This window comes from Rhizomicrobium electricum (genome assembly GCF_011762045.1).
GTDB lineage: Bacteria > Pseudomonadota > Alphaproteobacteria > Micropepsales > Micropepsaceae > Rhizomicrobium > Rhizomicrobium electricum.
In genome coordinates this window covers 95477-113564 of the sequence record NZ_JAASQS010000007.1, presented here as the reverse complement: position 1 = coordinate 113564, position 18088 = coordinate 95477, and the positions used below count along the sequence as shown (strand labels likewise).

Here is an 18088-nt window from a genome sequence, read left to right as displayed (position 1 = left end):
TCCGTCTCCATTTAGGCCAGCTGCGCCGGCCAGGTGGCTTGCATAGAGGGATATTGCGCGAATTTTTCGTACCAGTCGCGCAGATTCGGACGGGTTTGCCGCCAGCCGAGTTCGGGGATGCGGAAATCGAGATAGCCGAGCGCGCAAGCCACAGTGATCTCGCCGATGGTCACCTTGTCGGTGAACTTGGTGCGCTCCAGGACGTCGAGCCCTGTGTTGACGGCGTTCATGTACTTGGCGATGACGGCCGCGCTCTGCAATTCGGCCGGACGCAGGCGTTCGTAGTTGCGCGCCACCGCGGCGTCGCAAATGCCGTCGCCCAGCGCCTGCAAAGTCAGCGCCCGCCAGTGACCGGTATTCTCGCGAAGGAGCGACTTGCCGGGGAAGAAGCGTCCGCCGCCGGCTTCGTTGAGGTATTCGCAAATCACCGGCGAATCGAACAAGGTCGAGCCGTCGTCGAGCACCAGCACCGGAATCTTGCCGAGCGGATTGATGGTACGGAAGCCATCGCCCAGCCCCTCGCGCGGGACCTGGATTTCTTCCACCACGAGCTTCAATTCACGCACGATGATGCGCGCCTTGCGCGCGAACGGCGAGGCGGGATTGGTGTAAAGTTTCATCGGATACTCCGGTGAGAGGTCAGTCCCCTTCGAACGCGACCAGGGTGGTCACTTCCATGCCCAGCGCCCGGATCTTGTCGGCGCCGCCGAGATCGGGAAGGTCGACCAGGAAGCAGCAGCCGATCACCTTGGCGCCGGCCCGTTCCAGAAGCTTGATCGCGGCAAACGCGGTGCCGCCGGTGGCGATCAGATCGTCCACCACCACGACATGGTCGCCGGCCTTCACGGCATCGACGTGAATTTCGATCTTGTCGGTGCCGTATTCGAGATCGTACTCCTCGGCCAGCACCTTCCACGGCAGCTTGCCCTTCTTGCGCACCGGCACGAAGCCGGTCGAAAGCTGATGGGCCACCGCGCCGCCCAGGATGAAGCCGCGCGCCTCGATCCCGGCGATCTTGTCGACCTGCACGCCGGCATAAGGCTGAACCAGGGCGTCGACCGCAGCGCGGAAGGCGCGCGGATGGCCGAACAGGGTGGTGACATCGCGGAACTGAATCCCCTTTTTGGGGTGGTCCGGAATCGTGCGGATATAGGGCTTGAAATCCATTCCCGTGCTAGGCTCCCAAACAGGCTGCAACGTCCGCCGCCGAGGGTACCCGGCACGATGACCGCCACTCTATTGCATATTCTGATGGCGGTTCACACCCTTATCGGAGCGGTGTCGACCGCCTGCCTGTTCTACCTTGCCTGGGCCGCCTGGCGCCGCCGCCGGCCGGGGACCGATAAGCTGCTGGTTTTCGCGCTGGCTTGGCCGCTCGCCAATCTGACCTTAATGGCCCTGAACGGCATGGCCTGCCCGCTGCAAAACGCCGCGCAGGCGCTGACCGGTACCCATGCCTGGGTCCGGGATATTTACTGGATGCCGGAAGACTGGCTCCACGTAATCCCGTGGACCTACCCGATCGGGTACGCGCTAGGCGTCGCAGCGGTGTGGTGGCGGGCACGCAAGCCTATTTCTTGAGTACCCGTCCGGCGACGGCGTCGAGCTTGGCGACCAGATTCGGATCGCGCTTGTCGGGCGCGGTCATGATGGCGACGTCGAGCACCGTCTCCACACCCAGCGGCGACGGCTTGCGCTCCGGACCCAGGCGCTCGGCCACGGCAGTGACGATCTTGCGCGCATTGGCGGCGTTCTCGTGCAGCACCTTGATCACCGCATCGACCGTGACATGCTCGTGATCCGGGTGCCAGCAATCGTAATCGGTCACCATCGCCACCAGGGCGTAGGGGATTTCGGCTTCGCGCGCGAGCTTGGCCTCGGTCGCTGCGGTCATGCCGATCACCGAGCAGCCCCACTGGCGGTAGAGGCGGGATTCGGCCAGCGTCGAGAACTGCGGACCCTCGATGCAGATGTAAGTGCCGCCGCGGGCATGGCGGATGTTCTCGGCCGTGGCGGCTTCCTCGAGCGCAGTGGCGAGCGCCGGACAGACCGGATGGGCCATCGGCACATGGGCGACAAGGCCGGGGCCGAAGAACGTGTTCTGGCGCAAGAAGGTGCGGTCGATGAACTGGTCGACGATCACGAAGGTGCCGGGCGGCAACTCCTCCTTCAGCGAACCGCAAGCCGAAATCGAAATGATGTCGGTGACGCCGGCGCGCTTCATGGCGTCGATATTGGCGCGGTAGTTGATGGTCGAGGGCGTCTGGACATGGCCGCGGCCGTGGCGCGGCAGGAACACCATGTCGACCCCGGCATAGCGGCCGAACAACAACTCGTCGGAGGGGGCGCCGAACGGGGTCACCACCCGCTGCCATTCCGCCCATTCGAGCCCGTCGATGTCGTAAACCCCGCTGCCGCCGATGATTCCCAGAACGCGCTTGGCCATCTTGCCCTCACTTTTCCGGCCGGGGTTTTAGCACGCGGGGGCCGGGGGGCAAGCGGCGGGGCGTGGACCGGTTCCCGCGCTGCTGGTAGCCTCAGGCGGGTTTCATCGGGGGGTGAAATGCGCGCAGTAGCCATTCTGGCGGTTTTGGTCCTCACCGGTTGCGGCGGGGGCGAGGTCACCCTGCAAAGCCGCTTCGATCCGAACGAAGTCGCCTGGTTTTCGGTGCGCGGCACCAACACCATCCTCGGCAGTGCGATCCTGCGCAGCGCCGCCGGCAAGGTGAAAACCTGCGCCGCCCTGCCGGTGACGCTGTTTCCGGTTTCGGCCTATGCCCGCGAACGGATCCGCCATCTCTACGAATCCGAGAACGAAGGCTTCAATCCGCTGGTCGGCGGCAAGCCGGCCGATTTCGGCGGCGACGATCCGGGATACATGGCGACGGCCAAGACGACGCGCTGCGACGCCCGCGGCCGATTTTCCTTCAGCGAACTGCCCGACGGCGATTACTATCTCGTCGCAACCGTGACATGGCGCGAACGCACGTTCGGAATCGAGAACGGCGGCTCGTTGATGCAGCGCGTGCACGTTTCGACCGGCGAGACCAAAGACGTCCTGCTGGCACACTGAAAAAAGAAGAAAGAAGACGAGGAAACCGATGCTCCGTCATAGCTTGCTGGCTGCCGTCGCGCTGACCACCGTCGCCTTTGCCGGCGATGCCAAACTCGCCCCCACCCCGCCGATGGGATGGAATTCGTGGGACGCCTACGGCTTCACGCTGACCGAAACAGAGTACAAGGCCAATGCCGAGGTGCTGGCGCAGATCAAAGACGCCGGCTGGACCTATGCCATCGTCGACATGGGCTGGTACATGGCAAAGCCCCTGGGCGAAAAGACCGCCGACCAGGACCATCAACTCGATGCGAACGGCCGCGTCATTCCAGCGGTCAATCTGTTCCCGTCCGCAGCGAACGGTGCCGGCTTCAAGCCGCTGGCCGACTGGGCCCACGCCAAGGGTCTCAAATTCGGCATTCACATCATGCGCGGCATCCCCAAAGAGGCCGTCGCGAAGAATATGCCGATCGACGGGAGCAGCTATCGCACCAGCGAGGCCGCCGATGTCGGCGATACCTGCTCGTGGAATGACGGCTATTACGGCGTCAAGGATAACGCCGCCGGGCAGGCCTATTACGACTCGGCGATGAAGCTCTATGCGTCGTGGAATGTCGATTACATCAAGATCGACTGCATCGCCGACCATCCCTACAAGGGCGCGGAAATCCGCCAGGTGCACGACGCGATCAAGAAATCGGGCCGCGATATCGTGCTCAGCCTGTCGCCCGGACCGACCAACATCATTCATGCCGGCGAAGTCGGACAATACGCCGAGCTCTGGCGCATCGCCGACGACCAGTGGGACGGCTGGGACTTCAAGCCGGCGGACTGGCCGAACGGGATTCTCACCGGCTTCAGGAAACTCGCCGAATGGCATGCCTATGCCAAGCCGGGTAGCTGGCCCGATGCCGACATGCTGCCGTTCGGATCGCTGACGCCGCACCCCGGCTGGGGCGAGCCGCGTCCGTCGCGCCTGACGCCCGACGAAACCCGCACCTGGTTCACGCTGTGGGCGGTCGCCCGTTCGCCGCTGATGCTGGGCGCCAATCTCACCAAGATGGATGCCAGCCTGAAGGCGCTCGTCACCAGCAAGGACGTCATCGCGGTCAATCAGACGGCGTGGGAGAGCTATCCGGTCGAAGGCCTGAAGCAGACCGACGCGCGCATCTGGGTGGCGCTGACGGGATCGCGCGAAAAGCCGGTCGCCAACGTCGCCGCGTTCAATCTCTCGGACAAGCCAATGACCGTGACGGCGACCTGGAAAGACCTCGGCGTCAAAGGCCGCGCCCTGCGCGATCTCTTCACCGGCAAGAAGAAGCCGGCGCCGGACGGCATCAAGGCCGCCCTGCCCGCGCACGGCAGTGTGATCTGGCGGGTCGAGTAATCAGCCGCCCGACAGCGTATCGGGGTCACCCACCTCCGCCTTTTCGGTGGGTGAACCCGGCAGGTCGTGGGCGACGCCTTCGTCCTCCGGCTTGCCGTGCCAGATCTTGCGGTAGCTGAGGAACAGCAGTCCGGCGACGAGAACGAGGAAGGCCAGCACCTGCATGCCGAGGCGGTGACGGGCTTCGAGCTGCGGTTCGGAGGCCCAGGAAAGGAACGTCACCACCGCCTTGGCTTCGTTCGCCACCGTCGGCGGCGTGCCGTCGCTGAACGTCACGGAGCCCTGGTTCAGGGGCGGCGGCATCGAGATGTTCCGGCCCGCAAAATAGGGGTTGTAGTACTTGCCTTCTTGCACCGCGAAGCCGCGCGGCGGCTTCTGGTTGAAGCCGGTAATAATCGAATAGACGTAATCCGGCCCGCCCTGGCGCGCCTTGACGATCAGCGACAGGTCGGGCGGCAACGCCCCGCCGTTGGACGCGCGCGCGGCCTGTTCGTTGGCAAACGGCGGCGGGAAATGATCGGCGAGAATGCCGGGGCGCGTCAGCCGGTTGCCCTTTTCGTCGAAGATTTCGCCGCGGTCGTTGGGTTCGGCGGGAATTTTGTACGACGCGGCAATCACCTTGGCTTGCGCTTCGGTGAAGCCGGGACCGCCGGGCGCGGCCAGATCGTGGAAGGCCACCATGTTCAGGCTGTGACAGGCGGCGCAGACCTCTTTGTAGATCTGAAAGCCGCGTTGCAGCGCGCCGCGGTCATAAGCGCCGGTCACGCCGTCGAACGACCATGCCTGTTTCTGCGGCGCCAGCGGCTGGGTCAGATCCTCCGCGGCAAACGCGGGAACCGTGAGGGCGAGAAGCGCAAGAAGCGACCGTTTCATCAATGCCCCCCTTTGGCGAGAACCGATTGCGCAATGCTCTCGGGCAGCGGCCGCGTCACTTCTTTTTTGCCGATCCACGGCATAAGCACCCAGAAGAAGCCGAAGTAGTAGAGCGTGCCGAGCCGCGCCAGCCAGACCAGCGGCAGCTCGGCCTCGCCGAAATGCCACGCCGCATCGGCAGTCTGCGAACCGACATAACCGAGCAGGAGGCAGTCGGCGACGAACACCCAGAACAGCTGCTTCATCAGCGGCCGGAACCGGCACGAGCGCACCTTGGAAGTGTCGAGCCAGGGAACGACCAGCAGCGTCAGCAGCGAACCGACCAGCACCAGGACGCCGATCAGCTTGGACGGAATGGCACGCAGCATCGCGTAGAACGGCAACAGATACCATTCCGGCACAATGTCGGGCGGCGTCACCAACGGATTGGCCTGGATGTAGTTGTCGGGATTGCCGAAGAAGTTCGGCGCGTAGAACACGAAGCCGAGGAACACGATGAAGAACAGCACCATGTAGAAGCCGTCCTTCACCGTGTAGAAGGGATGGAACGGCACGGTGTCCTGCGGGCCTTTGACGTCGATGCCGAGCGGATTGTTGTTGCCCGGCACATGCAGCGCCCAGATGTGCAGGCCGACCACGCCGGCGATCACGAACGGCAACAGATAGTGCAGCGAGAAGAAGCGGTTGAGGGTGGCGTCGCCGACCGCGAAGTCGCCCCACAGCCAATGGGTGATGGCAGTGCCGAGATTGGGGATGACCTGATCGATGGCACTGAACAGCGAGGTGATGACGGTGGCGCCCCAGAAGCTCATCTGGCCCCACGGCAGGACGTAACCGAAGAACGCCGTCGCCATCATCAAAAGGTAGATGAAGACGCCGAGAATCCAGAGGATCTCGCGCGGCGCCTTGTAGGACCCGTAATAGAGCCCGCGGAAGATGTGGACATAGACCGCGAGGAAGAACATCGAGGCGCCGTTGGCGTGGATGTAGCGGAGCAGCCAGCCGTAATTCACTTCGCGCATGATGCGCTGCTCGACCGAGCCGAAAGCGAGATCGGCGTTGGGCACATAATGCATGGACAGCACGATGCCGGAGACGATCTGCACCACCAGCATGACGGCAAGAATGCCGCCGAACACGTACCAGAAGTTCAGATTGCGCGGTGTCGGATAAGTGACGAAGGAGTCGTTCACCAGCCGGATGATCGGCAGACGCTGGTCGAGCCAGCGGGTGAAGCCCGTCTTGGGAACATAGGACGATTGATGCGCCATCGTGAGGTTCCCTTAGCCGATCTTGATCTTGGTGGGGCCGGTGAAGGCATAGGGCGGGACGGCCAGATTCTGCGGCGCCGGACCTTTGCGGATGCGCCCGGCGGTGTCGTACTCCGAACCGTGGCAATGGCACAGCCAGCCGCCGTACGAGCCTTGCGGCGATTGCGGCGTCGACACCGTCGGGGTGCAGCCGAGATGGGTGCAGACGCCGACCACAACCAGCCATTCCGGCTTGATGGTGCGGTTGGCATCGGTCGCAGGCGCGGTGTCGGTGAGATTGGCATTGCGCGCCAACCCGTCCGGCAGGTCCGAAGGCGGGACGGCACGGGCCTCGGCGACTTCCTTCGCGGTGCGGCGGCGCACGAACAAGGGATGCCCGCGCCACTTGAAGATCACCTGCTGACCCGGCCGGATCGCGGACACGTCGACCTCGATCGAGGCCATCGCCAGCACGGCGCTGGTCGGATTCATCTGATCGACAAACGGCCAGGCGGCCAGACCGACGCCGACGGTGGCCGCCGCCCCGGTCGCGATGTAAAGGAAGTCACGCCGCGTCGGCTCGGGGGAAGTTGCATTCGCCAAGGTTGTGTCCTCGTCTGTCGTGGCTAAGCGGGCCCCCGCGATAAAATAGCGCGGCCCATAGGAGGAAAAGGCCAAAATAGAGAGTCGATTATGAAGGGGATTGCGGCACGATGCCGCATAAATCTTCAGGCGCCCCGCGCTTTTATGCGCAGGACCCATAGAAAAATTATCCTACAGGCACCATCAACAATTACCTATACGGAAGCATGCGACTAGCGCTTTTCGAACCCGATATCCCGCAGAACACCGGTGCGTTGATCCGGCTGGGCGCCTGTTTCGGCGTCCCCGTCGACATCATCGAGCCGTGCGGCTTTCTGTGGAGCGAGCCCAAGCTCAAACGCGCCGGCATGGACTATCTCGGCGAGGCCGACATCACGCGCCACGCGAGTTGGGGCCGCTTTCGGGCGGCGCAGACCGGTGCCCGTTTGGTGCTCCTGACCACAAAGGGGGCAGTCTCCTACCTCGATTTCGCCTTTGCGCCCTCCGATATCCTGCTGCTCGGCCGCGAGAGCGCCGGCGTGCCGCCCGAGGTCCACGATGCGGCCGACGCGCGGCTCCTGATCCCGATGCGAGCCGGGCTCCGCTCGCTCAATGTCGCCATGGCCGGCGCCATCGTCCTGTCGGAGGCCTTGCGCCAAACCCGCTGAGCGTCAATTTCCTTAAGGCAAAGAATGAGGGTTTTCGCGTATAAGCGTTATTGGCCCTGGCAATTCGACCTGGCGCATCCCACATCAGTTCCCTGGCCCGCACGAGGTAATCACCGTTGGAATTCTTCAACCCGCTGGACATTTTCACCCAGGGCGGGCTCTTTGCACTGCTCCAAGTTCTCCTGATCGACATCGTTCTGGCCGGCGACAACGCTGTCGTGATCGGCATGAGCGCGGCCAATGTCGCCAAGGCCGACCGCAAGACCGTGATCTTCTGGGGCCTCGCCACCGCGGTTGTGCTGCGCATCCTGCTCGCCTTTTTCGCCATCGAGATGATGCAGTTCGTGCCGCTGGTGATCCTGGGCGGCATCCTCCTACTCTGGGTCACTTGGCGTCTGGGACGCGACGTCTGGCAGGCCAACAAGGAACACCACGCCCAGAAGATCCTGGCGGGCGAAAACGGCCACGACGTGCCGGAACCGGCTTGCAGTACGCTGGAAGCCAAGCAATGCCACGCCAAGCTGGTGCGGCGCGCCATCCTTTCGATCGCGCTGGCCGACGTCTCGATGTCGCTCGACAACGTGCTGGCGGTGGCCGGTGCGGCCCGCGAGCACAAGGAAGTGCTGATCATCGGTCTGTTGCTGTCGATCGCCCTGATGGGCGCGGCCGCGACCCTGATCGCCAAGCTGCTGCACAAATATCCCTGGATCAGCTACGCCGGCGTGTTCATCGTGCTGTTCGTGGCGCTGCGCATGATCTGGGAAGGCTTCGAACGCCTGCACAACAGCGGCTGGATCGACGGCGCCGCGCACGCGATGGGCGTGAGCTAAATCACGCGGACCAATACCGCCGTGGCATCGTCGCTCTTCTTGAAGCGCGGATAGCGGCGGCCCTCGGGGTCGCCGTCTTCGATGCCGCGCAGGCGTTCACCGAGTGCCTTGAGGCCGCCGTCGCGCGCCGCCGCAACCAGTTCGTCCGCCGTCATGGCATTGTAGGCCGAGGCCAGCGCCAGAAAACCGTCCGAGCATAGAAGAACCAGCGTACCGGCCGGTGCGCGATAACGGGCGCGGAAGACATGCTCGGAGGCCGCCGCCACCGGCGAAAACAGCCATTCACCCGCCGCGGTATTGGCCTTCTCACGCCCGGCGCGGAACAGCGGCAGGTAGGTGTCGCCCTTGAGGGCCTCGACCGGGCCGAGGCCGGTTTCGTCGAGAAAACGCTGCGCCGCCGAGGTTTCTCCCGCTTTGCGTTCGAGCGCCGGTCCGACCACCGAAGTGGCGCCATCGGGCGTGAGCATCAGCGCGGCGCAATCGCCGTACCAGAGCAGACCGAAACCGTCGTCCTCCGGCACCGCCAGCGTCATCGAGGCGAGCGGATACTCCCAAGGCTGTTGCGGCGCGCGGCGCCTGAGGCCGGCAAACGATCGCTCGGCATCGGCAAGCGCATGGCGCAACGCGGCACGCGGCGAGATCCCCTCTTTCAAATGTGCCATCAGCCGGCGGGCGCCGAACGACGCGATCCAGGCGGCGTCGCTGCGGCCCGGCATCAGGTTTTCCGACACCATGGTGGCGCCATCCAGCACCAGCGCCGCGAACGGCTCGGCGGCAAACGCATCTTCGTTCGGCTTTTGCGGATCGCCCGGAAGGCTGAGGGACTCGATAACTTCGAACGGCATCAGCGGACCTTCTCGACGGCACGGCGCAATGCGTTCTGCACCGCCGCGATATCCGCCGTAAAGCCGTTTTCGATCCACCAGGATTCGACCTCGGAAAGCACCTGCCCGACCGCCCGACCTTTGACCACGCCCGCCGCCATCACATCGTCGCCCGAGAGCGGAAATACCGGCCGCTGCCATTCGTTGGCGCTGGCGAGGAAGGTGCGCCATTGCACGAAGGCTTGCGGCGCCTCGGCCCAGGCCAGCCGGACACGATCGCGGAACCGCTCGGGCCCGAGCTTGTAGAGCAGCTTGGCGACGTCGTGAGTCGAAAGATAGGGCGTCACCGTCTCGCCCGCCTCCGCCAGATCCGTCAGGCGGTCGGTATGCGCGTTGGAGAGTTTCCACCGCTTGGCCACTGCCTGCGCCACGGCCTTATCGCGCGGCAGCAAGGCCGCGAGACGCAGAACGCCGTCGGGCGGCAACGCGGCGGAAGCATCGGCGGCGGCGAGGCGCTTGAGGCGCATGATATCGGGCGCGCCCGGCAGCACTTCGGCGAGCACGCCGGTCTCGCCCATGGCCACCAGCACCGCAACCGGATTGGCGGCTTCCAGGAGCTTCAGCATCTCCTTGGCGATGCGCTCGCCCGAGAGCTTGGCAAGGCCGGCTTTTTCCTGCTCGACCGCAACCAGCGCATCGACGTCGAGCCCGCCTTGGCCATACCAAGCATGAAAGCGGAACAGACGCAGGATGCGCAAGTAATCCTCGCGAATGCGCGCCGCGGGATCGCCGACAAACCGCACCCGGCCGGCTTCGAGATCGGCAACGCCGCCGACGTGATCGTAGACCTCGCCGTCGCGATCGGCGTAGAGCGCGTTCATGGTGAAATCGCGCCGCTGAGCATCTTCCGCCCAATCGGTGGTGAAGGCGACCACCGCACGGCGTCCGTCGGTCTCGACATCGCGGCGCAAGGTGGTGACTTCGAACGGCTTGCCGTTCACGACGGCGGTAATCGTGCCGTGCTCGATGCCAGTCGGCACCGCCTTGAGCCCTGCCGCTTCGAGCAAGGCGCGCACTTTTTCCGGCGGATGCGGCGTCGCTACGTCGATGTCGCTGACCGGCTTGCCAAGCAGCGCATTGCGCACCACGCCGCCGACGAAGCGCGCCTCACCCAGGACCGCCATCAGCTTCACGGTCTCGGGGTTGGTCATGAATGGCTGCGGAGAAAGGCGCGTCATTGGAGCCGTCCGGCAAGAGCCCTCAGCATAGCAGCGGTAGCACCCCAGATATAATGGCTTTCGTACTCGAAGACGTAGAACCGGCGCGTGCTGCCTTTGAACTCGGCCTTGTCTTCACGGCAGTTGGCGGGATCGAGCAGGAAGGCAAGCGGAACTTCGAAAATCGCGTCAACCTCGCGGGCATCGGGCGCCAGTGCGAAACCCTCGGCCACCAGCCCCACCACCGGCAGGACCGAAAACCCCGTAACGGTTTCGTAGGCGTCGAGATAGCCGGCAACGGTGACAAACGACGGATCGATGCCGGTTTCCTCCTGCAACTCGCGCAGGGCGGTTGCGGCCGGCGATGTATCGACGGGGTCGGCGGCACCGCCGGGAAAGCTCACCTGTCCGGCGTGACGCGACAAGGCGATGCTGCGGCGGGTGAAGAGGACCGTCGGCTCGGCGCGCGCCACAATCGGTACCAGCACGGCGGAAAGCCGCAAGACCCGGCGGCCTTCCGGGCGCACATGCGGATTGAGGTCAAAGTCGCTGCGCTTCGGCTCGGACGACGGCGGGTCGGCGTATAGGCGCGACCGTAATGTTTCCAGGTTGAGAAAAGCTCCGGCGTCCATCATCCGAGCGGTGCGTTATCCTTGTTGCCTTGGGCCCGCCGGGGTACAAAACGGGGCCCGCGCGCGATACGCCAACAATAGGCAACCCTTAGCCTTTCCTGCAACAGACCTGGACAGCTTCCATGAACGATACGACCGGCGAAAACCTTCAGCCAGCCGTCGAACGCGCCGAGCGGGCCGCCGCCGTCGCCAAAGCGGTACGCGCCGGCATCGGCGAGGTCATCTTCGGCCAGACCGACGTCATCGATCAGGCCTTGATCACCCTACTGGCGGGCGGTCATGGACTTTTGATCGGCGTGCCGGGTCTGGCCAAAACTAAGCTGGTCGAAGCCATGGGCATCGTGCTCGGCATGGACTTCAAGCGGGTCCAGTTCACCCCCGACCTGATGCCGGCCGACATTATCGGCTCGGAAGTGCTGGAAGAGACCGACGACCGCCATCGCGCCTTCCGCTTCATCAACGGACCGGTGTTCACCCAGCTTTTGATGGCGGACGAAATCAACCGCGCCTCGCCGCGCACCCAGAGCGCTTTGCTCCAATCGATGCAGGAACGGCAAGTGACGGTAGCGGGAACGCGCTACGATCTGCCCAAACCGTTCCATGTGCTGGCGACGCAGAATCCGCTCGAGCAGGAAGGCACCTATCCCTTGCCCGAAGCGCAGCTCGACCGCTTCCTGCTCCAGATCGATATCGGCTATCCCGACAAGGAGGCCGAAAAGCAAATGCTGCTGGCCACCACGTTCGGCCAGGAAAAAGCCGCGGCACCGGTGTGCACGCCCGAGGATCTGATGGCGGCGCAGGCGATCGTGCGCCACATTCCCGTCGGCGACACCGTGGTGGAAGCGATCCTGCGTCTGGTGCGGGCCGCCCGTCCCGAAGCGGACGCCGCGCCGGACTTGCGCAACGTCATCGCCTGGGGCCCCGGCCCGCGCGCAAGCCAAGCCTTCATGCTGGCCTGCCGCGCCCGCGCCCTGATCGAAGGACGGCTGGCGCCGTCGACCGACGACGTGGTGGCGCTGGCGCAACCGGTTCTGCGCCATCGCATGGCGCTCAATTTCGCGGCGCGGTCGGAAGGACTGACGGTGACCACGGTGATCGACCGGCTGTGCCGGACGCTGCTCTAGCATGACCCGCCTGACCGACAGCGCCGAATCGCTTGCGGCCACGCTGCCGGCGCTGATGGTGCGGGCCGAACGGCTGGCGTCGTCGGTCACGCTCGGCATGCACGGACGGCGCAAGGCCGGCATCGGCCAAAGCTTCTGGCAATTCCATCACTATCGCCCCGGCGATGCCTCCACGGCGATCGACTGGCGGCAATCGGCCAAGAGCCAGCATCTTTACGTGCGCGAGCGCGAATGGGAGGCGGCGCAATCGGTCTGGCTTTGGCGCGACGGCGCGCCGTCGATGCGGTTCGGATCGGGTGCCGAGACCAAACTGGAACGTGCCAGCCTTTTGGCGCTGGCGATCGGCATTCTGTTGGTGCGCGGCGGCGAACGCATCGCGCTCTATGGCGAAAAGGAACCGCCGGCCAATTCGCGCGCCACCTATCGCCGGATCGGCTTTGCGCTGTCCGAACAGGCGCCACGCGACGATCTGTTGCCGCCGGAAGCGCCGTTGCCGCGCAACGCCCAGTTCGTCTGGTTCGGCGATTTCCTGGCGCCGCTGGAAGATATCGAGCACACCATACGGCGGCTGACGCGATCCAACGCGGGCGGACGGCTGGTGCATATCATCGATCCGGCGGAAGAGGATTTTCCATATCTCGGCCGCACGCGCTTCGAATCCGTCAGCGGTGAACAAACCCGCACGCTGGGACGGGCCGAAGGCGTGGCGAGCGAATACCGCGCCCGGTTCAAGGCGCATGCCGAAGCGGTGGCACTGCTCGCGCGCAAACTCGGCTGGAGCTATACCGCCCATCGCACCGACCGTTCGCCGCAAGGCGCCCTGGTGGCGCTTTACGCCGACCTCTCGGGCGGACACCGGATGGCAGGGTGATGGATTTTCTCCCGCACATCAGTTTCGGCGCGCCGTGGATATTGCTCGGCCTCGTCGTGCTGCCGGTGATCTGGTTTCTGCTGCGCGTTACCCCGCCTCTGCCCAAGCGCGTGGTGTTTCCGCCGCTGCGCCTGTTGCTCGGTTTGAAGGACGAAGAAGAAACGCCGTCGGGCACGCCGTGGTGGCTGATGCTGCTGCGCCTGATCGCGGCGGCGGCGGTGATCATCGCATTGTCGGAGCCGCAGATCGGACGCACTTTGACACTGACGGGCAGCGGACCACTGGTGCTGCTGGTCGACAACGGCTGGACCGCCGCGCCGAATTGGGATGCACGCGCGGGCCTCGTGCGTGAAGCCGTCGACAGCGCAACGCGCGCCAACCGGCCGGTGGCGATCATCGCGACGGCCGACCGTTCGGAAGGCGAATATCTCGATTCCGGGCGGGCCGCGAAAGCGGCGGCGGCGCTGGAACCGAGGCCCTGGCTTGCCAGCCGCAAGAACGCGATCGCAGCGCTCGCCAAACTGCAGCCCGGCGCCGAAGTGCTATGGCTGTCGGACGGTGTCGACGACGGCTTGGCGGCGAAGGCGGCGGACGGCTTGAAGCGGCTCGGGTCCGTACGGTTGTTCGCGTCGGAGAACGGGCCACTCGCCATTGCAAACGCCACCAACACCTCGGCCGGTTTCGAACTCACTGTGATCCGCACCGGCGACGACGGCACGGCGCAAGGCGTGATCGCAGCGCTCGGCGAACAAGGCCAGACCTTGGGCACGGCGCCGTTCCGCATCGAGAACGGCCGGAACAAGACGGTCGCCAAGCTCGCCATTCCGCTCGAAATGCGCAATCAGACGGCGCGGCTGGAAATCCTCGGCGAGAAGAGCGCGGGCGCGGTGCATCTGCTCGATCGCGGCGCGCCGCGGCGGGCGGTGGGCCTGGTGTCCGGCGCCCAAGGCGAAGAACCGCTGCTGTCGGGCACATTCTATCTCGAACGGGCGCTGTCGCCATACGCGGATCTGCACAAAGGCGCCATCGCCGATCTGATCGCGCGCAAAGTTTCGGTGCTGATCCTGTCGGATGTCGGCAAGATCGCCGGCGCCAACTACGATCAGGTGAAAAAGTTCGTCGAAGACGGCGGTCTGTTGATCCGCTTTGCCGGCGATCATACCGCGAGCGGCACCGACGATCTGGTGCCGGTGGCGCTGCGCGCCGGCGGACGCACGCTGGGCAGCGCATTGTCGTGGGGCTCGCCGCAGCATCTGGCCACCTTCCCAGAAACGAGCCCGTTCAGCGGCCTTGCCATTCCCGAAGACGTGACGGTGTCGCGCCAGATTCTCGCCGAGCCCTCGGTCGCCCTCGCGTCGCACACCTGGGCGCGGCTTGCGGACGGCACGCCGATGGTCACCGCCGCCGCCCGCGGCAAGGGCTGGATCGTGCAGTTCCATGTTGCGGCGGCACCAAGCTGGTCGACGCTGCCGATGTCGGGCCTCTATGTCGACATGCTGCGCCGCCTGATGACGCTGTCGACCGGCGTCGAACCGGCCGAGCTTTCCGCGGGCGCCATGCTGCCGGCCGCCTCCGTGCTCGACGGCTTCGGAAAGCTTGGCGCCGATGGCGATGCCCAGCCGATCAAGAGTCGCGATATCGCCACGACCGAGGCGTCGCGCGCGCATCCGCCGGGACTGTACGGTGCGCCCGGCGCGGAACGGGCACTGAATGCGGCGAACAATTCAACCCTGCTGATGCCGATGCACAGCCTCGATCTCAGCACCGCACACTATGCCGCCCGCGCCGCGCTGCCGCTGAAGACACCATTCCTGATCGCCGCCGCGTTCCTGCTGCTGATCGATTTCCTGATCTCGCTGGTGCTGCGCGGCTATGTGCCCAACGTCAAACGCTGGCTGGGGACGGCCGCTGCGCTGCTGCTGCTCGTGCATACCGGCGTTGCCCGCGCCGACGATGCCTTCGCGATGAAAGCGGCGCTCGATACGCGGCTGGCCTATGTCGTCACCGGCGTCGCCGATGTCGATGCCATGAGCAAAGCGGGACTGACCGGTCTCGGCACCGTCTTGGCGCAACGCACGACCTATGCGCCGCAGGAGCCGATGGGCGTCAATCTGGAGAAGGACGATCTCTCCTTCTTCCCGCTCATCTATTGGCCGATGGATCCACGCCAAAAGGATCTCTCCGCCGCCGCGGTGTCGAAAGTCGCCGAATACATGCGCAACGGCGGCACCATCCTGATCGACACCCGCGACCTGACGCTGGGGCCGGTGCGCGGTCCCAACAATCCGGGCGAGCTGACGCTGCGCCGCCTTCTCGGCAAGCTCGACATGCCGCCTTTGGCACCGGTGCCCCCCGCCCATGTGCTGACCAAATCCTATTACCTGATCTCGACCTTCCCCGGCCGCTGGGACGGCGGCACGGTGTGGGCGCAGGTTCTGCCGCCCGGCAATGCGCCGATCCGCGGCGGCGACGGCGTTTCGCCGATCATCATCGGCGGCAACGACTGGGCCGCAGCCTGGGCCACCGACGGCCATGGCCATCCGCTGGCCGACGTAACGCCGGGCGGCTCGACCCAGCGCGAACTGGCGATCCGTTTCGGCGTCAATCTGGTGATGTACGCCCTGACCGGCAACTACAAGACCGATCAGGTCCACGTCAAAGCCATCCTGCAACGGCTGGGGAAGTAGATGAGCATCGTCTTCGCCCCGCACATTCCGGCCGCGCTGCTTGGCGTCCTGATCGGCATCGCCGTCTTGTTCGTGACCTACGGTTTCGTTATCGGCGCCCGCGGTACCTGGGCGCGCGGGCTGGCGTTCCTGGCGCTGATCCTGGCGCTCGCCAATCCCTTGATGGTGCGCGAGAACCGCGAACCGCTGAAGGACGTCGCGGCGATCGTAGTCGATCATTCCCAGTCGATGGGGATCGGAAGCCGCAAAGCCGATGCCGACAAGGCGGCCGCGGCACTGAAGGACCGGCTGAAGAAAGAACAGAATCTCGACGTGCGCCTCGTCACCGTCACCACCAATCCGGCGGGCGAAGATACCGGCACGCAACTCTTCGCGGCGCTCAACACCGCGCTTGCGGATGTGCAGCCGGAGCGCGTCGCCGGCGCCTTCCTCGTCACCGACGGCGAAGTGCACGACATTCCGGCCAAGGCCAAACAAGGCCCGGTGCATGCGATCATCGTCGGCACCCGCGGCGAGAACGACCGCAAGCTGACGGTGAGCGATGCCTCGCGCTACGCCATCGTCGGGCAGAATGCGAGCGTGGTGGTGCGCATCGACGATCTTGGCGGCGGCCAGGGCGGGCTGGCACGTCTGGCGGTGCGGATCGACGGCGCCGATGCCGGCAGCCGCGATATCGTGCTCGGCCGCAACACGCCGATCGAGATTCCGATCACCCACGAAGGCGAAAGCGTGGTCGAACTCGAGGCCACGCCGGGCCCGCACGAGCTGACGCTGGAAAACAATCGCGCCGTGGTGACGATCAACGGCGTGCGCGACCGGCTGCGCGTCCTGCTGGTCTCGGGCGAACCCAATGCCGGCGAGCGCGTCTGGCGCAGCCTGCTGAAGGGCGATCCGAGCGTCGACCTCGTCCATTTCACCATTCTGCGCGATCCGGAGAAGATCGAACCGGCGCCGATGGACGAACTCGCGCTGATCGAGTTTCCCAAGCGCGAGCTGTTCCAGGAAAAGCTCGATGGCTTCGATCTCATCATCTTCGACCGCTACGGCGAGCGCGGAATCCTGCCGCTCGGCTATTATCAGAACCTGTCGGGCTATGTGTACGAAGGCGGCGCGCTTCTGGTTTCGGCCGGGCCGGAGTTTTCCACCTACACCAGCATCTATCGCACACCGTTGTCGGTGGTGCTGCCGGCACAGCCGACCGGCGAAGTGATCGAAAAGCCGTTCAAGCCGATGGTGACGGCGCTCGGTCAAGCCCATCCGATCACCAAGGACCTGCCCGGCGCCAACACCGACAAGACTCCGCCGAGCTGGGGCCGCTGGTTCCGTCAGATCGGCGCCCAGAAGGTGATGGGCGATGTGGTGATGAGCGGGCCGGGCGACAAGCCGCTCTTGGTGCTCGACCGCATCGGCAAGGGACGCGTCGCCGAACTTCTGTCGGATCAAGGCTGGCTGTGGGCGCGCGGCTTCGAAGGCGGCGGACCGATTGCCGAACTTCTGCGCCGCATCGCGCACTGGTCGATGAAGGAACCGGAACTCGAAGAAGAACGGCTGACGGCAGCCATCGCCAACGGCGATCTCGTTGTCGAGCGCCGTACCATGGCCAATCAGCCGCCACCGGTGACCGTGACCAAGCCCGACGGCAGCAAGGTGCCTCTGCCGCTCGCCAAAGCCGAAGCCGGGCTGTGGCGCGGACGGCTCAAGGCCGATGCGCTGGGGCTTTATCGCGTCAACGACGGCACGCTCTCGGCCGTCGCGGCGGCGGGTGCCTTGAATCCGAAGGAAGTCGCCGATATGCGCGCCACCGACCGTCTGCTCGCGCCGGTGGTCGAGCAATCGGGCGGCGGCGTGGCATGGTTTTCGGACGGCATGCCGGAAATCCGGCGCACCGCAAAAAGCCGCCGCATGGCCGGCGACGGCTGGATGGGGATTGCCGCCAACCAGACCTCGCGCGTGACGAGCGTTGACGAAACCCCGCTCCTGCCCGCATGGCTTGCACTGCTGGTCCTGGTCGGCACCCTGATGCTGGCGTGGCGGCAGGAGGGGCGGTAAGGCACCGCAGGGCCGATTTGCCCGCGGTTCGCGTATGCT

The 18088-nt window shown here is 65.3% G+C and carries 18 protein-coding genes; 9 read left to right on the top strand and 9 right to left on the bottom strand.

All coding sequences use genetic code 11. The features are described 5' to 3' along the window. Positions 1 to 11: 11 nt before the first annotated feature. On the bottom strand, positions 12 to 620 hold the full coding sequence (locus tag FHS84_RS14790; protein ID WP_166935669.1) for a glutathione S-transferase family protein: 609 nt from the start codon (positions 618 to 620) through the stop codon (positions 12 to 14). Between the two features lie 19 nt (positions 621 to 639). Beyond that, complete coding sequence (locus tag FHS84_RS14785) at positions 640 to 1167, bottom strand: adenine phosphoribosyltransferase (RefSeq protein ID WP_166935667.1); 528 nt, start codon at positions 1165 to 1167, stop codon at positions 640 to 642. A 57-nt stretch (positions 1168 to 1224) separates the two neighbouring features. Here FHS84_RS14785 and FHS84_RS14780 point away from each other — a divergent pair, with 57 nt between their 5' ends. Next, positions 1225 to 1581, top strand: coding sequence for a hypothetical protein (locus FHS84_RS14780; protein WP_166935665.1), 357 nt, complete (start codon positions 1225 to 1227; stop codon positions 1579 to 1581). On the opposite strand, the gene FHS84_RS14775 is transcribed toward FHS84_RS14780, so the two are convergent. After that, positions 1571 to 2446: an S-methyl-5'-thioadenosine phosphorylase gene (locus FHS84_RS14775; RefSeq protein ID WP_166935663.1), complete on the bottom strand. Its 876-nt coding sequence runs from the start codon at positions 2444 to 2446 to the stop codon at positions 1571 to 1573. The genes FHS84_RS14780 and FHS84_RS14775 overlap by 11 nt on opposite strands. 117 nt (positions 2447 to 2563) lie before the next feature. Between FHS84_RS14775 and FHS84_RS14770 the strand changes: the two genes are divergently transcribed. Continuing rightward, positions 2564 to 3073 (top strand): hypothetical protein, encoded by a 510-nt coding sequence (locus FHS84_RS14770; RefSeq protein WP_166935661.1) that lies wholly within the window; start codon positions 2564 to 2566, stop codon positions 3071 to 3073. A 28-nt stretch (positions 3074 to 3101) separates the two neighbouring features. Further along, the gene (locus tag FHS84_RS14765; protein ID WP_166935659.1) at positions 3102 to 4442 is read left to right on the top strand and encodes a glycoside hydrolase family 27 protein; all 1341 of its coding nucleotides are present in this window, start codon (positions 3102 to 3104) and stop codon (positions 4440 to 4442) included. On the opposite strand, the gene FHS84_RS14760 is transcribed toward FHS84_RS14765, so the two are convergent. From FHS84_RS14760 to petA, 3 genes are read right to left on the bottom strand one after another with little or no spacing between them, the layout of a single operon-like run. Next, positions 4443 to 5315 carry a cytochrome c1 gene (locus FHS84_RS14760; RefSeq protein WP_166935656.1) on the bottom strand — a complete coding sequence of 291 codons (873 nt, stop codon included), beginning with the start codon at positions 5313 to 5315 and terminating at the stop codon, positions 4443 to 4445. Further along, positions 5315 to 6586, bottom strand: coding sequence for a cytochrome b (locus FHS84_RS14755; RefSeq protein ID WP_166935654.1), 1272 nt, complete (start codon positions 6584 to 6586; stop codon positions 5315 to 5317). Before FHS84_RS14755 ends, FHS84_RS14760 begins: the two co-directional genes overlap by 1 nt. Before the next feature lie 12 nt (positions 6587 to 6598). Next, on the bottom strand, positions 6599 to 7168 hold the full coding sequence (petA, locus tag FHS84_RS14750) for a ubiquinol-cytochrome c reductase iron-sulfur subunit (protein ID WP_166935652.1): 570 nt from the start codon (positions 7166 to 7168) through the stop codon (positions 6599 to 6601). A 206-nt stretch (positions 7169 to 7374) separates the two neighbouring features. On the opposite strand from petA, the gene FHS84_RS14745 reads away from it, so the two are divergent. Together FHS84_RS14745 and FHS84_RS14740 are read left to right on the top strand one after the other, a co-directional pair. After that, on the top strand, positions 7375 to 7815 hold the full coding sequence (locus FHS84_RS14745; RefSeq protein ID WP_166935650.1) for a tRNA (cytidine(34)-2'-O)-methyltransferase: 441 nt from the start codon (positions 7375 to 7377) through the stop codon (positions 7813 to 7815). Positions 7816 to 7931: 116 nt separating this feature from the next. Continuing rightward, entirely contained in the window at positions 7932 to 8645 is a 714-nt protein-coding gene (locus tag FHS84_RS14740) for a YjbE family putative metal transport protein (RefSeq protein WP_208393889.1), read from the top strand. On the opposite strand, the gene FHS84_RS14735 is transcribed toward FHS84_RS14740, so the two are convergent. From FHS84_RS14735 to FHS84_RS14725, 3 genes are read right to left on the bottom strand one after another with little or no spacing between them, the layout of a single operon-like run. Then, positions 8642 to 9490: a protein phosphatase 2C domain-containing protein gene (locus tag FHS84_RS14735; RefSeq protein WP_166935648.1), complete on the bottom strand. Its 849-nt coding sequence runs from the start codon at positions 9488 to 9490 to the stop codon at positions 8642 to 8644. The two genes, FHS84_RS14740 and FHS84_RS14735, sit on opposite strands and share 4 nt — an antisense overlap. Next, a complete protein-coding gene (locus FHS84_RS14730) occupies positions 9490 to 10707 on the bottom strand; it encodes a CCA tRNA nucleotidyltransferase (RefSeq protein WP_166935646.1) in 1218 nt (405 codons plus the stop codon). The genes FHS84_RS14735 and FHS84_RS14730 overlap by 1 nt, the downstream gene beginning before the upstream one ends. Continuing rightward, positions 10704 to 11321, bottom strand: coding sequence for a CoA pyrophosphatase (locus FHS84_RS14725; protein ID WP_166935644.1), 618 nt, complete (start codon positions 11319 to 11321; stop codon positions 10704 to 10706). The genes FHS84_RS14730 and FHS84_RS14725 overlap by 4 nt, the downstream gene beginning before the upstream one ends. 119 nt (positions 11322 to 11440) lie before the next feature. On the opposite strand from FHS84_RS14725, the gene FHS84_RS14720 reads away from it, so the two are divergent. The 4 genes from FHS84_RS14720 to FHS84_RS14705 are packed head-to-tail and all read left to right on the top strand — an operon-like array spanning position 11441 to position 18049. Next, positions 11441 to 12442: an AAA family ATPase gene (locus tag FHS84_RS14720; RefSeq protein ID WP_166935642.1), complete on the top strand. Its 1002-nt coding sequence runs from the start codon at positions 11441 to 11443 to the stop codon at positions 12440 to 12442. A gap of 1 nt (position 12443) precedes the next feature. Further along, on the top strand, positions 12444 to 13313 hold the full coding sequence (locus FHS84_RS14715; protein ID WP_166935640.1) for a DUF58 domain-containing protein: 870 nt from the start codon (positions 12444 to 12446) through the stop codon (positions 13311 to 13313). Further along, positions 13313 to 16000 carry a DUF4159 domain-containing protein gene (locus tag FHS84_RS14710; RefSeq protein ID WP_166935638.1) on the top strand — a complete coding sequence of 896 codons (2688 nt, stop codon included), beginning with the start codon at positions 13313 to 13315 and terminating at the stop codon, positions 15998 to 16000. Before FHS84_RS14715 ends, FHS84_RS14710 begins: the two co-directional genes overlap by 1 nt. Continuing rightward, the gene (locus FHS84_RS14705) at positions 16001 to 18049 is read left to right on the top strand and encodes a hypothetical protein (protein WP_166935636.1); all 2049 of its coding nucleotides are present in this window, start codon (positions 16001 to 16003) and stop codon (positions 18047 to 18049) included. The last annotated feature ends 39 nt before the right edge of the window (positions 18050 to 18088 follow it).

Excerpts from the sequence above, each read along its gene's own strand:
- FHS84_RS14790 (WP_166935669.1), bottom strand. The coding sequence starts at position 620 with ATGAAACTTTACACCAATCCCGCCTCGCCGTTCGCGCGCAAGGCGCGC.
- FHS84_RS14785 (WP_166935667.1), bottom strand. The coding sequence starts at position 1,167 with ATGGATTTCAAGCCCTATATCCGCACGATTCCGGACCACCCCAAAAAG.
- FHS84_RS14780 (WP_166935665.1), top strand. The coding sequence starts at position 1,225 with ATGACCGCCACTCTATTGCATATTCTGATGGCGGTTCACACCCTTATC.
- FHS84_RS14775 (WP_166935663.1), bottom strand. The coding sequence starts at position 2,446 with ATGGCCAAGCGCGTTCTGGGAATCATCGGCGGCAGCGGGGTTTACGAC.
- FHS84_RS14770 (WP_166935661.1), top strand. The coding sequence starts at position 2,564 with ATGCGCGCAGTAGCCATTCTGGCGGTTTTGGTCCTCACCGGTTGCGGC.
- FHS84_RS14765 (WP_166935659.1), top strand. The coding sequence starts at position 3,102 with ATGCTCCGTCATAGCTTGCTGGCTGCCGTCGCGCTGACCACCGTCGCC.
- FHS84_RS14760 (WP_166935656.1), bottom strand. The coding sequence starts at position 5,315 with ATGAAACGGTCGCTTCTTGCGCTTCTCGCCCTCACGGTTCCCGCGTTT.
- FHS84_RS14755 (WP_166935654.1), bottom strand. The coding sequence starts at position 6,586 with ATGGCGCATCAATCGTCCTATGTTCCCAAGACGGGCTTCACCCGCTGG.
- FHS84_RS14745 (WP_166935650.1), top strand. The coding sequence starts at position 7,375 with ATGCGACTAGCGCTTTTCGAACCCGATATCCCGCAGAACACCGGTGCG.
- FHS84_RS14735 (WP_166935648.1), bottom strand. The coding sequence starts at position 9,490 with ATGCCGTTCGAAGTTATCGAGTCCCTCAGCCTTCCGGGCGATCCGCAA.
- FHS84_RS14730 (WP_166935646.1), bottom strand. The coding sequence starts at position 10,707 with ATGACGCGCCTTTCTCCGCAGCCATTCATGACCAACCCCGAGACCGTG.
- FHS84_RS14725 (WP_166935644.1), bottom strand. The coding sequence starts at position 11,321 with ATGATGGACGCCGGAGCTTTTCTCAACCTGGAAACATTACGGTCGCGC.
- FHS84_RS14720 (WP_166935642.1), top strand. The coding sequence starts at position 11,441 with ATGAACGATACGACCGGCGAAAACCTTCAGCCAGCCGTCGAACGCGCC.
- FHS84_RS14715 (WP_166935640.1), top strand. The coding sequence starts at position 12,444 with ATGACCCGCCTGACCGACAGCGCCGAATCGCTTGCGGCCACGCTGCCG.
- FHS84_RS14710 (WP_166935638.1), top strand. The coding sequence starts at position 13,313 with ATGGATTTTCTCCCGCACATCAGTTTCGGCGCGCCGTGGATATTGCTC.
- FHS84_RS14705 (WP_166935636.1), top strand. The coding sequence starts at position 16,001 with ATGAGCATCGTCTTCGCCCCGCACATTCCGGCCGCGCTGCTTGGCGTC.